Below are 12,209 nucleotides of genomic sequence, written 5' to 3'. Positions count from 1 at the left end.
ACGCGCCAGTGCCAGCCAGAACCGCAGGTCAGGCCCAGTACCTGCACCTCACCGGGGAGCGCACCGTCCCCGGCGTGCCCGAGGAGAACTACTGGTTCCGCCGCCACGAAGCGGCCTATCTGGCACTGCTGCCCTACTGCGACGGCACGGTGCTCGAAGCCGGGTGTGGCGAAGGTTACGGTGCCGGGCTGATCGCGAGCAGGGCCGAGCGGGTGCTGGCGCTCGACTACGACCAGCACACCGTCGCGCACGTCTCGGTCCGCTACGACGGCGTACGGGTCGCGCGGGCCAATCTCGCCTTCCTGCCGGTCGCATCGTCCACTGTGGACGTCGTGGCGAACTTCCAGGTGATCGAGCACCTGTGGGACCAGGCCGGGTTCCTCGCCGAGTGCCACCGCGTGCTGCGCCCCGGCGGGCGCCTGCTGGTGACCACGCCGAACCGGCTGACCTTCACGCCGGACAGCGACACCCCGCTGAACCCGTTCCACACCAGGGAACTCGCACCGTCCGAAATGGACGAACTGCTGCGCGAAGCCGGGTTCGAGGTGGAGCGGCTCGACGGGCTCCGGCACGGCGACGGCGTGCGCGCGCTCGACGAGCGCTACGGCGGTTCGATCATCGACGCCCAGCTCGACGTGGTCATGGGCAGCCTGCCCGGCCAGGCGAAGTGGCCGGCACCGCTGCTCGCCGACGTGGCCGCGATCCGCGCGGAGGACTTCACCGTCGACGCCGAAGAGCTCGACGCGAGCCTCGACCTGGTCGCCGTGGCGGTGCGTCCGTGAGCTCATCGGAGGGCACCTTCTGCCTCGTCGTGCACAGCCATCTGCCGTGGCTGCCGCACCACGGGTCGTGGCCGGTCGGCGAGGAATGGCTCTACCAGGCGTGGGCGCATTCGTACCTGCCGGTGCTCGACCTGCTGCGCCGCTTCGCCGACGAGGGCAAGCGCGACGTGCTGACCCTCGGCGTGACGCCCGTGCTCGCCGCGCAGCTCGACGACCCGTACAGCCTCCGCTCCTTCCACGACTGGCTCGGCCACTGGCAGCTCCGCGCGCGGCAGGCGAGCACGCTGTGGGGCCACGACCCGCTGCTGCGCGAGCTCGGCGCACGCGAGTACCGCACGGCTACCAGCGCGATCGAAGAGTTCGAAACCCGCTGGCGGCACGGTTTCTCGCCGATTCTTCGGTCCTTTGTGGACGACGGGACGATCGAGCTGCTCGGCGGGCCGCTCGCGCACCCGTTCCAGCCGCTGCTCGACGAGCGCATTCGCTCGTTCGCCCTGCGCGGCGGCCTCGACGACACCGAACTCCGCGTCGGGACGCGGCCGTCGGGCATCTGGGCACCCGAATGCGGCTACGAGCCCGGCATGGAAACCGGGTACGCGGCGGCGGGCGTCCAGCGGTTCCTGGTCGACGGACCGTCGCTGCACGGCAACACGGCCGCGGCCCGCACGGTCGGCGACTCCGACGTGGTGTGCTTCGGCCGCGATCTCGAGGTCACCTACCGCGTGTGGTCCCCGAAGGCGGGCTACCCCGGGCACAGCGCCTACCGCGACTTCCACACCTGGGACCACGAGGTCGGGCTGAAGCCGTCGCGCGTGACCGGCAAGCAGGTGCCGCCGTGGGAAAAGGCCCCGTACGACCCGGCGCTCGCCGCGGACACGCTTCGTTCGCACGTCAAGGACTTCGTCGACACCGTGGTTTCGCGCCTGCGCTCGCTGCGCGCGAGCGAAGAACGCGAACCCCTGGTCGTCGCGGCCTACGACACCGAGTTGTTCGGGCACTGGTGGCACGAGGGCCCGGCCTGGCTCGAAGGCGTGCTGCGCGCGCTGCCCGAAGCCGGGGTGCGGGTCACCACGCTCGGGGGCGCGTTGGAGGCGGGCCACCTCGGCGGGCGGGTCGACCTCCCAGCTTCCTCGTGGGGATCGGGCAAGGACTGGCGGGTATGGGACGGCGAGCAGGTCGCCGACATGGTCACCGCGAACGCCGCGCTGCAGGAGCGGCTGCTGTCCCTTCCCGGCAGCGCGGGCCGCGACCTCGTCGCCGACCAGGCCGTCACCGAGGCGATGCTCGCGCTGTCGAGCGACTGGGCGTTCATGGTCACCAAGGACTCCGCCGCCGACTACGCGCGCCGCCGCGCCTCGGTGCACACCGAGCGCTTCGACGAGCTTGCCACGCTCCTGCGCGGCGGCCACCGCGATCGCGCGCACGACCTCGCCCGCCGGTTCCGCGCGGACGACCTCCCGTTCGGGCGCCTCGACGCCCGCGATCTGCAGAGAAAGGAAAGTCCTTGAGCATCAAGGAAATCCCGCTGAAGACGCTGTCCGGTGCGGACTCGTCGCTCGGTTCGCTCGACGGCAAGGCGCTGCTCGTGGTGAACGTCGCGTCGAAGTGCGGGCTGACCCCGCAGTACACCGGGCTGGAGAAGCTGCAGGAGCGCTACGGCGACCGCGGGTTCTCCGTCGTCGGGATCCCGTGCAACCAGTTCGCGGGCCAGGAACCGGGTACCGCCGAGGAAATCCAGACCTTCTGCTCGACGACCTACGGCGTCACGTTCCCGATGTTCGAAAAGCTCGACGTGAACGGCGAAGGCAGGCACCCGCTCTACGCCGAGCTGACCGCGACGCCCGACGCCGACGGCGCGGCAGGCGACGTGCAGTGGAACTTCGAGAAGTTCCTCATCGCCCCGGACGGCAGGATCGCCGGCCGCTTCCGCCCCCGCACCGAGCCGGAAGACCCCACCGTCACCGACGCGATCGAAGCCGTCCTCCCCGCCTCCTGAGCCGGAAGGACCGGGATCGCGACGCTCACTGCCCCGAAGGGAGTCTTCGGGACAGTGAGCGAACCGGCGAACCGGGATCAGCTCGCCGAAAGGCCCCAGGTTCCTCGCCAGCCGCGGCCGGGTGGCAGGACCACCAGGCCGTCACCGGTGTTGAAGCAGTTCGGGGCGCAGCTCACCGGTTCGACGGTGAGCCCGGAACGCGGCGGGTGTCCCGCCGGCCCGTCGTCGGTGTAGCACTGCAGGTACCCGTACGAGGAGTCCATCCACAGCCGCACGGTGTGCCCGCCCGGCCGCCGGAAGGTCACGGTGGCCAGGCCGTCCGCGCCGCGCCGCACGTCCTTGAACGCCGTGTCCATTTTGGTCGCGCCGATCTTCTTCGCGGTGCGGAAGTCGTACGGCGTGCCCGCCACCGGGGCGGTGCCGGTGGGGATCAGGCGGTCGTTCACCACGTAGTACGTGCTCGCGCCGAGCTCCAGTTCGATCGAGTCGATCGTGCCGGAGGCCGCCTTCACGTACGTGTGGTTGGCGGTGCCGAACGGCGCGGGCCCCGAACCGATGTTGCGCGCGGTGAGCGTGCTGGACAGCCCGCGCCGCCCGAGCGAGAACTCCATCCGGAACGCCACGTGGAACGGGTAGCCGTAGTGCGGGTGCTGCTGCACCTCCAGCACCACGCTGTCCCGCGTGTGCCGCACCGGCTGCCATTCGGTGAAGCTCAGCAGCCCGTGCAGCGCGGTGTCGCGGTCGGGCTCGTTGATCGGGACCGCGTACTCCTTGCCCTCGAAGGTGTACTTGCCGTGGTCGATGCGGTTGCACCACGGCAGGATCGTCTTGCCCTGGTACCCCTCGCCGACGTCGTCGGCGGCGTGGGTGAGCAACAGCTCCTCACCGTCCACCTGGTACGACAGCACCGTCGCCGCGACGCCCGCGATCACCGCGCGCGCGTTCCCGCGCCGCAGTTCGTACACCCGTCCGCTCGCGGTCTGCCCTCGCATCCCCGGACTGTCCACATCGGACACTCCTGGCTCGGCCGCGGCGGCGGGCGACGCCGCCCCCAGCGCGGTGACCGCGCCGGCGGCGAGCATCGTGCCGAGCGCGCCACGACGGCTGAAACCCTGTCCCTGCACTTCGGACACCGTTGTCCCCCTTTACTGCGATCCCGCGGCGATCACCGCGCGGTTGTGCTCGGCCACCACGGCCAGGTTCGGCTTCATGACCCTGCGGTCGTAGGTGAGGTACCCGTTCACCTCGTTCTCGACATCGGTGGTCTGGGTGTAGATCGCACCCGACAACCCGTTGTCCCGCACCACCTTCAGCAGGTCGTCGCTCACTTCGCCGTAGCGCCGCGTCAGCTCGTCCTGGCTCTTGGTCATCTCGTACGCGCCGGGCGGGCCCGGCCACACGTGGCCGTCGAGCACCAGCCCGAGACCGCCGTACTCGCCGTCGACGATCGGCCGGTCGTCCTTCACCTGCGGCCGCCCGGGGCCGACGTAGGTGTGGTCGTCGTAGATGTCACCGGCGCCCGTGTCCGGTCTGGACAGACAGCAGTTCACCCCGCTGGAGGCGTTGACGAGCCTCGACGGGTCCTGCGCCTTCACCTTGTCCGCGATGCGCTGGGTGTCGAATTCGCCCCAGCCCTCGTTGAACGGCACCCAGCCGATGATCGACGGCGAGCTGCGGAGCTGGTCGACCATGGCGGTGAGGCCCTGCTCGTAGTGCGCCTTCGCCTCGGGCACCGGGTCCGGTGCCGGTCCGGGCGGGCCGTCGAACGAGACCACCAGCGACGGCATGTCCTGCCACACCATCAGCCCGAGCTTGTCGGCCCAGTAGTACCAGCGCGCCGGTTCGACCTTGATGTGCTTGCGGACGAAGTTCAGCCCGAGCTTCTTGATCTGCTCGAGGTCGAACTTCAGCGCCGCGTCGGTGGGCGCGGTGTGGATGCCGTCCGGCCAGAAACCCTGGTCGAGCGGGCCGTGCAGGAAGGTGGTCCTGCCGTTGAGCGCGATCCTCGGCCTGCCCTGCGCGTCATTGACGGTGCCGATCGTGCGCAGGCCGCCGTAGCTGCGCACCTCGTCGGTGACGCGGCCGCCCGCGTCGCGCAGGCGCACGGTGAGGTCGTAGAGGTACGGGTCGTCGGGGCTCCACAGGTGCGGGTCCGGCACCGGCACGCGGATCGCCTGGCCCGGTTTTCCGACCGAGCGCGCGACTTCCGGCCCGCCGGGCTTCGACACGACGACCTCGGCGCGCTGCCCGTCGGCACCGGTGGCCTTCGGGGTCACCGAGAAGCTGGTGAGATCGGGAACGATGTCGACCTTGTCCACATGGGACGCCGCGACCGGCTCCAGCCACACCGTCTGCCAGATGCCGGACGAGCCGGTGTAGAAGATCCCGCCGGGGCTGTTGCGCTGCTTGCCGACCGGGAACGTGTTGATGTCGTTGCGGTCTTCGACGCGCACGGTCAGCTCCTGCGAGCCGGAGCCGCGCAGTGCGTTCGTGACGTCGGCGCTGAACTCGGCGTACCCGCCGGAGTGCGTCGCGACCTGCTGGTTGTTCACCCAGACGGTGGCGATCTGGTCGACCGCGCCGAAGTGCAGCAGCACGCGCTGGCCGCGCCAGTCCGGCGGTACTACGAACACCTTGCGGTACCACATCCGGTCGTCGTGGCGCTGGACGCCGGACAGCGCCGACTCCGGCGGGTACGGCACCAGGATCTGCTCCTTGTACTCCGCGATCGACGGCGTCGAAGCGCGGAACGCGGCGGGACCGCCGGTGTACTCCCACAACCCGTTGAGGTTCTGCCAGCGCGGCCTGGACAACTGCGGCCGCGGGTACTCGGGGAGCGCGTTGCCCGGCCCGACCTGGTAGGTCCACGGCGTGGACAGCGGCGGTGCCTTGGGCGCCCAGCCGGTCTGGTGCGGCTGGGCAGCGGGCTCGGCGGCGGTGGCCGGAACGGTTCCGAACGCCACGGCGGCGAGCAGCGCGGCGACGAGGGCGGCAGGACGTCTTCTTCGCACGGAATTCAACATCACTGCACAAGAGTGACCAACGACATTCGGGAAGTCATGGTCCATTCGAGTGAATTGTCGACCAGGTCACACCCGATCATGACCTGTCGTCACCGCCGGTCACGGCCGCTGGTGAGCGACCCGCACCGGCGCGCCGAGGCGCCTTAAGCGACTGGTGAGTAACCTCCACCCATGCGCGTACTCATGCTGTCGTGGGAATACCCGCCGGTCGTGGTCGGGGGCCTGTCCCGGCACGTGCACGCACTGGCGAGGCATCTCGTCCGCGACGGGCACGAGGTCGTCGTGCTGTGCCGCCACGTCGCGGGCACCGACGCGCACACCCATCCGACGACCGACCGGGTGGTCGAGGGCGTCCGCGTGATCAGGGTCGCCGAGGACCCGATGCACGTGACCTTCGAGCGCGACCTGGTCGCGTGGACGCTCGCGATGGGCCACGCGATGATCAGGGCGGGCACCGACCTGCTGCGCGGCTGGCAGCCGGACGTGGTGCACGCGCACGACTGGCTCGTCACCCACCCCGCGATCGCGATCGCCGAGCAGGCCGTGGTGCCGCTCGTCGGCACGGTCCACGCGACCGAGGCGGGCAGGCACTCCGGCTGGCTGTCGCACCCGCTCAACCAGCAGGTGCACTCGGCGGAGTGGTGGCTCGCGAACCGCGCGGACGCGCTGATCACCTGCTCGCAGGCCATGCGCACGGAGGTCGCCCACCTCTTCGACCTCGAAGCCGCCGACATCACCGTGATCCACAACGGCATCGAGGAGCGCGGCTGGCGCGTACCGGCCGCCGCGATCGCCGAGGCGCGTGCGGCGCACAGCCCCGACGGCGCGCCGCTGCTGTTCTACTTCGGCAGGCTCGAATGGGAAAAGGGCGTGCAGGACCTGCTGGCCGCGCTGCCGAGGATCCGCCGCGCCCACCCCGGCGCCCGCGTCGTCGTCGCGGGCAAGGGACGGCACCTCGACGAACTCGTCGAACAGGCGAGGAAGCTCCGGATCCGGCGCGCCGTCGACTTCGTCGGCCACCTCTCCGATCGCGAGCTGCGCGCCGCGCTCGCCGCCGCCGACGCCGTGGTGCTGCCCAGCCGCTACGAGCCGTTCGGCATCGTCGCGCTCGAAGCCGCGGCGGCGCAGGCCCCGCTCGTCGCCTCCACCGCGGGCGGCCTCGGCGAGGTGGTGATCGACGGGGAAACCGGGCTCGCCTTCGAACCCGGTGACGTGGCCGCGATCGCCGCCGCCGTCGACACCGTGCTCAGCGACCGCAAGGCCGCCGCGCGCCGCGCCCGCACCGCGAAGTCCCGGCTGGCCGCCGACTTCGACTGGGGCCACATCGCCGAAGCCACCGCCGCGGTCTACCGGCGCGCCAAACCGGGCGAGCCGGTGGAACTCGCCCGCCCGAAGATCGCCACCGGCAACGCTTTCCAGCCCTAGCCGGAACGGGGCCTGAGCAGGTCTTCGAAGAGGGTGTCCAGCAGGCCGCGCGGAACGGCCGACCCGGTCAGCGCGCAGTAGACGATCGGGCCGGAAAGGGCGTCGATCGTGGCGTCGGGGCCGAGTTTTGGCGCGATCTCGCCGTTTTCGGTTCCGCGAGCGAGCATTTCCCGTTCCCGCTCGCGGCGCGGATCGAGGTAGTGCTCGCGGAGGTTCCCCGCGGTGCCGGAATCGTGCTGCGCCTCGGCGATGAGCGCGAGCAGGACCTTGCCCGCGGGATCACGGGTGACGAATCGCGCGAAACCGCGGAAGTAGCCGCGGACGACCTCCGCGGTGATCTTCTCCGCCGGGACGGGAAGGCTCTTCTCGCTGTCCATGACGAGCGTGTCGAGGAGGACCTCGACCTTCGACGGCCACCACCGGTAGATCGTCTGCTTGGCGACGCCGGCCCGGCGCGCGATCGCCTCGACGGTCAGCGCGCCGAAACCGTGCTCGACGAGCAGGTCGTCCGCGGCGTGCAGCACGGCAAGGCGCGCGGTCTCGTCGCGCCGGTTGCCAGAGCGCGCCCTGCGGGGCGGAGAGTTCGCGGCGGACATGCGGGACACCTTAACCCGTGCGTGGTTCTTCTCTTCTTGTCTAGACGCAACGTCTCGTCTAGTCTGACATCACCGACACCACGAAGGAGCCACTGTGTCCACCACGTCCCCCCGCCAAGCCCTCGTCATCGGAGCTTCCCGAGGACTCGGGCTCGTCCTCGTCACCGAACTCGTCCGACGCGGCTGGCAGGTCATCGCCACGACGCGCGAAAGCGGCGGCGGCGAACTGCGCGCGAAAGCCGACGCCCCGAACGGGCGGCTGACCGTCGAATCGCTGGAGATGAACGATCACGGGCAACTGGCCGCCCTGCGCGAACGGCTTGCCGGGCGCCGGCTCGACCTGCTCTTCGTCAACGCGGCGATCAACCGCGGGAACCAGCCGATCCACGATGTCCCCGAAGACACCTTCGCCGAAGTGATGCTCACCAACGCGTTGAGCCCGCTGCGCGCCCTCGAAGCGCTCCGCGGGCTCGTCGCGCCCGGCGGCACCGTCGCGGTCATGTCGTCCGAACAGGGCAGCCTCACGCGGAACACCGAGGACGGATTCGAGCTGTACAAGGCGAGCAAGGCCGCGCTCAACCAGCTCATGCGCAGCTACACCACGCGCCACGCCGGCGACGGGCACACCAAGCTGCTCGTCGACCCCGGCCACAACAGGACCGAACTCGGCGGCCCCGACGCGCCCCTCACCCCCGAGGAGAGCATCCCCGCCGTGGTCGACGTCCTCGAAAAGCAGGCGGGCGCACCCGGCCTGCAGTTCCTGGACCGCAACGGCGAAATCGTCCCGTGGTAGCGCGAACCTCCCGGCGTCAGGCCCTCGCGGCCGCGGCCACCACGCGGTTCCGGCCCGCCTGCTTCGCTTGGTACAGCGCGATATCCGCGGCATCGAGCAGCGCCCGCACGGTGGCACCCGCCGACGGGTAGCGCGCGCTGCCGACGGAAACGGAGAAACCCGCGACTATTTCGGTGCCACCGCCGACCGGGATCTCCACCGTGAGCTCGTGCACCGCGGTGCGGATGCGTTCGGCCACGATGGCGATCCCGTCCCCGGTCGCGTTCGGGAGTACCACGACGAACTCCTCCCCGCCGAAACGCCCGACCGCGTCCTCGTGACCGCGAACGTTGCGGACGATGGCGTCCGCGATCGCCTTCAGCACGGCATCCCCCGCCAGGTGGCCGTACGTGTCGTTCACGCGCTTGAAGTGGTCGAGATCGATCATGAGCAGCCCGAAGTTCGCGTTGAGGCGATTCGCTCTCGCCTCAACGCGTTCGGCGTGCGCCTGCCAGCCGGCGATGCTGTAGACACCGGTCTTGTGGTCCCGCCTCGCCTCGGCCTCGAGCTGGCTGACGAGCACGGTCCGGTGCAGCAGCAGTACCGGCGGGAAGACCGCCACCACGAGCACCGGCGAAATCGCCAGCGCGAGCGCGTTCAGCGCGCCGAGGCACAGGGTGGCGAGGTCGAGCACGTTGTCGAACCAGCCGCCGAACCACGCACGGGGCGTCCGGCCGATCTTCGCGCGCGCGGGCAGGATGAGCACGGCGTTCAGCCCGAACTGCACCGCCATCACCGCGAGCACCGCGATCGCCCCGTGCGTGCCCATCGTGGTGGCCGCGCTCATCGTCGGCACACCTGCCAGGTCCAATGTGGAGGCCGCGCCGCAGGATGACAGGATCACGCAGCACGCGTTGTTGAGCGTGCGGAACGGCGGCACCCGGTGCAGCCGGTACCAGCTTCGCAGCCCGAGGTGGAGGTAGAGCACGGCGGTGAGCACGACGACCAGCCCGATCGGCATCACCAGCACGCCCGCGAACGTCCACACCGAACTCATCGTGATGTGCGGGCTCCCCGACAAGCGGCGGCGCGCCCGTTCGACGTGGCGGCCGAGCTCCGCCTGCAGGATGCCGAGCCCGGCCAGTACCGCGAGGCGGATCAGATCCGCGCGGCTCGGGGTGAGCGGGAACCAGAACAGCGCGAGCGAGACGACCGCGAGGCCGCAGGCAAGGCAGTAGGCCACGACCCGCGGCGGCTGTTGCCACAGTGCCCATTCCCGAACCGCCCATTCCCGAACCGCCCGTTCTCGAACCGCCCAGCCGCGCACGGCCCGCCCGCGAACCGCCCACGCACTCCGCGGCCGGAAAGAACTCGGACGCCTGGCCGCAACCCGATCGTGGCTTTCGTCCCGCATACTCACCGTGTACCACCCGTTAACTCTCCGCAGGGCATCCGACCACTGAGCGAAGGAGGACGCCATGAGCGACCGTGGAAACTAACCGTCATTCGGCCCGTCCTTCCGGTTCGGTGACCGGCTGGCGGGTCCGACCCCACGCGAGCGCGATCGGCACCGCCATCGCCACCCCGGCGGTGCCGGCCGCGGCTATGGTCTTGGCGGGCCCGATGAGATCGGCGAGCCCGCCCGCCGCCGCCGCACCGAGCCCCTGCACCGTCACCAGTCCGGTCGAGTTCAGTCCCGAGCCCTGTGCGCGCTGGCCGTTCGGGAGGCGTCGCATGAACTGCACGACACCCTGGATGTTGTAGCCCGTGGCGAGCAGGCCCGAGGTCGCGAACAACAGCATCGAGGGCACCAGGCCGGGATGGGCGAAGCACAGCACGAGCGGGATCCCCGCCGCGACGCCGAGCAGCCCCAGCGCCCGGACCTGCACCCGCTCCGGCACCCACTTGCCGAACACGATCCCGCCGAGCACGCTGCCGATCGGGTCGGCGGCCATCAGCCAGCCCACGGTCGCGGTGCCGACCCCGAGCGTGGCCGCGTAGGGCGCGGCGATCGTCTCGGGGACGACGTAGAAGCCCGCCAGCCAGTTCAGCCCGACGAGGGTGCGGAGCCCGGTGTCCTGCCACACCAGGCGCGCACCCGAGGTGGTCGACCGGAGGAAGGCGCGCCAGCCGGGTTCGGCGGCGCTCGCGACCGGGTCCCGGTACCGCACGCCGAACCGGGTCACCAGCGCGGAAACGGCGAACGTCGCCGCGTTCACGGTCAGCCCGACTCCGGGGCCGACGGCGGCCACCAGCATGCCGCCCGCGCCGAAGCCCACCAGCTGCGCCGACTGCATCGTGACGTTCCGCAGCGCCATGCCGACCGTGTACTGCTCGCCGGTGAGGATCTCCGGCAGCGTCGCCTGCTGGGCGGCCTTGAACGGCCCGCCGAACAGGGTCATGACCGCGACCAGCACGCACAGCACCCACAGCGGCATCCCCGGCACGACCATCACGCCGACGAGCGCCGCGCGCGCCAGATCGGTCCAGACCATCACGTCGCGGCGGGACCGGCGATCGCCCCAGCCGGCGAGGAGCACCCCGCCCACCAGCGTCGGCACGTAGGTGAGCGCGTAGGTCAACCCGGTCAAAGCCGCGGAATCGGTGCGATGGAAGACAAGGATGGCCAGCGCGACGCGGGCGAGCTGGTCACCGCACACCGAAAGCAGTTCCGCGAGCCACAGCGCGCGGAACTCGCGAAGGCGGAGTACCGAGGCGAACGACGTGCGCGCCGCCACGGCCGTCACGCCGCTTTCGCGACCCGGCCCATGCCCGGCGGCCACGGCGCCCCGGTATCCGTTCCCGGCGTGCTACGCCTCGTTTTCGCGGCTCGTCTTCCGCAGGACGTCACGGTCGACCGCCTCCCATCGGTGCCCGGACACGCGCGACCCTCGGAGCTCTGGGGGTCGGCTCCGAGGGTGCGCCTCCCGACCGCTGAGGGGGAGTCCGGTCGGTGTGCCAACCACCCTAGAACTTTTCCGTGTTCGATTCGACACTCGCTGTAGCAGACAACCCGATCGCACCAGCGCGGAAACAGACGGTGAAAACGCTCAGAACGCGCCGCACCTCGGGCGGGCGCAGTCGGAGTAGGCGGGCCCGGTGCCACTGTCTCCGACCGGTGTGAGCAGCGCGCCACAGACGAGCGCGAGCAGGAGCAGACCGGCCACCGCGGGAAGCATTCTCATCTCAAGACTCCTGTGAAGAGGAGCGGAGTGCCTGTCCGAGTAGCCTGCCGGGGCAATTACCACGCAATCAATCCGGGAAACGGTAGGTATTGCCGCGGGCTCTTCACTACGTAGACCATCCGGCGCAGGTGTCCCGGTGACCGGTACGGCCGGTGGCCTACCGCGGTGTCGCGCAAGCGGGCCTTCGCAGGCAGGTGTTCGCCGTGGTGCCGCAGGCAGGTGTTCGCCGTGGTGCCTCGGGCAGCTCGCCGCGCGATGGGGGCCGATCGCCGTGCGCGGGATTCCCTCAAGGCGCCCTTCACAGCATGCACTGGGACTTCGCCGTTCACGTCTCATTCTCATCTCCGCGCTGGCGCCCCAAAAAAGGCCTTCATAGGCGTGAATGCCACGGAAGCGGCCTTCACGGACCCGCTCTGCTCCGGGCGCATGC

Annotated in this window: 11 protein-coding genes; 5 read left to right on the top strand and 6 right to left on the bottom strand. The window is 70.6% G+C overall.

What is annotated here, in order from left to right; all coding sequences use genetic code 11:
- Window positions 1-8: 8 nt before the first annotated feature.
- The 3 genes from ABD256_RS23035 to ABD256_RS23025 are packed head-to-tail and all read left to right on the top strand — an operon-like array spanning window position 9 to window position 2,778.
- On the top strand, window positions 9-782 hold the full coding sequence (locus tag ABD256_RS23035; RefSeq protein WP_344422390.1) for a class I SAM-dependent methyltransferase: 774 nt from the start codon (window positions 9-11) through the stop codon (window positions 780-782).
- Window positions 779-2,290: a 1,4-alpha-glucan branching protein domain-containing protein gene (locus tag ABD256_RS23030; protein ID WP_344422387.1), complete on the top strand. Its 1,512-nt coding sequence runs from the start codon at window positions 779-781 to the stop codon at window positions 2,288-2,290. Before ABD256_RS23035 ends, ABD256_RS23030 begins: the two co-directional genes overlap by 4 nt.
- On the top strand, window positions 2,287-2,778 hold the full coding sequence (locus tag ABD256_RS23025) for a glutathione peroxidase (protein ID WP_344422385.1): 492 nt from the start codon (window positions 2,287-2,289) through the stop codon (window positions 2,776-2,778). The genes ABD256_RS23030 and ABD256_RS23025 overlap by 4 nt, the downstream gene beginning before the upstream one ends.
- A gap of 77 nt (window positions 2,779-2,855) precedes the next feature.
- On the opposite strand, the gene ABD256_RS23020 is transcribed toward ABD256_RS23025, so the two are convergent.
- Window positions 2,856-3,911 (bottom strand): aldose 1-epimerase family protein, encoded by a 1,056-nt coding sequence (locus tag ABD256_RS23020; RefSeq protein ID WP_344422382.1) that lies wholly within the window; start codon window positions 3,909-3,911, stop codon window positions 2,856-2,858.
- Between the two features lie 12 nt (window positions 3,912-3,923).
- Window positions 3,924-5,741: a glycoside hydrolase family 2 protein gene (locus tag ABD256_RS23015; RefSeq protein ID WP_425546501.1), complete on the bottom strand. Its 1,818-nt coding sequence runs from the start codon at window positions 5,739-5,741 to the stop codon at window positions 3,924-3,926.
- A gap of 231 nt (window positions 5,742-5,972) precedes the next feature.
- On the opposite strand from ABD256_RS23015, the gene ABD256_RS23010 reads away from it, so the two are divergent.
- Window positions 5,973-7,226, top strand: a complete 1,254-nt coding sequence (locus ABD256_RS23010) for a glycosyltransferase family 4 protein (RefSeq protein ID WP_344422379.1) — start codon at window positions 5,973-5,975, stop codon at window positions 7,224-7,226.
- Here the strand turns inward: ABD256_RS23010 and ABD256_RS23005 are convergent.
- Window positions 7,223-7,822 (bottom strand): TetR/AcrR family transcriptional regulator, encoded by a 600-nt coding sequence (locus ABD256_RS23005; protein ID WP_344422376.1) that lies wholly within the window; start codon window positions 7,820-7,822, stop codon window positions 7,223-7,225. The two genes, ABD256_RS23010 and ABD256_RS23005, sit on opposite strands and share 4 nt — an antisense overlap.
- Window positions 7,823-7,916: 94 nt before the next feature.
- On the opposite strand from ABD256_RS23005, the gene ABD256_RS23000 reads away from it, so the two are divergent.
- Window positions 7,917-8,615: an SDR family NAD(P)-dependent oxidoreductase gene (locus tag ABD256_RS23000; RefSeq protein WP_344422373.1), complete on the top strand. Its 699-nt coding sequence runs from the start codon at window positions 7,917-7,919 to the stop codon at window positions 8,613-8,615.
- A gap of 16 nt (window positions 8,616-8,631) precedes the next feature.
- Here the strand turns inward: ABD256_RS23000 and ABD256_RS22995 are convergent, their stop codons facing one another.
- The 3 genes from ABD256_RS22995 to ABD256_RS22985 all read right to left on the bottom strand — a co-directional run bounded on the left by ABD256_RS22995 (window position 8,632) and on the right by ABD256_RS22985 (window position 11,779).
- A complete protein-coding gene (locus tag ABD256_RS22995; protein WP_344422370.1) occupies window positions 8,632-9,837 on the bottom strand; it encodes a GGDEF domain-containing protein in 1,206 nt (401 codons plus the stop codon).
- Between the two features lie 259 nt (window positions 9,838-10,096).
- Complete coding sequence (locus tag ABD256_RS22990; RefSeq protein WP_344422367.1) at window positions 10,097-11,341, bottom strand: MFS transporter; 1,245 nt, start codon at window positions 11,339-11,341, stop codon at window positions 10,097-10,099.
- Between the two features lie 303 nt (window positions 11,342-11,644).
- On the bottom strand, window positions 11,645-11,779 hold the full coding sequence (locus ABD256_RS22985; protein WP_256451390.1) for a hypothetical protein: 135 nt from the start codon (window positions 11,777-11,779) through the stop codon (window positions 11,645-11,647).
- Window positions 11,780-12,209 lie beyond the last annotated feature (430 nt).

The sequence above is a fragment of the Amycolatopsis minnesotensis genome, assembly GCF_039529815.1.
GTDB lineage: Bacteria > Actinomycetota > Actinomycetes > Mycobacteriales > Pseudonocardiaceae > Amycolatopsis > Amycolatopsis minnesotensis.
The sequence above is the reverse complement of the archived record's forward strand: the minus strand, read 5'-3'. Positions and strand labels throughout refer to the sequence as shown.

Excerpts from the sequence above, each read along its gene's own strand:
- ABD256_RS23010 (WP_344422379.1), top strand. The coding sequence starts at position 5,973 with ATGCGCGTACTCATGCTGTCGTGGGAATACCCGCCGGTCGTGGTCGGG.
- ABD256_RS23005 (WP_344422376.1), bottom strand. The coding sequence starts at position 7,822 with ATGTCCGCCGCGAACTCTCCGCCCCGCAGGGCGCGCTCTGGCAACCGG.
- ABD256_RS22985 (WP_256451390.1), bottom strand. The coding sequence starts at position 11,779 with ATGAGAATGCTTCCCGCGGTGGCCGGTCTGCTCCTGCTCGCGCTCGTC.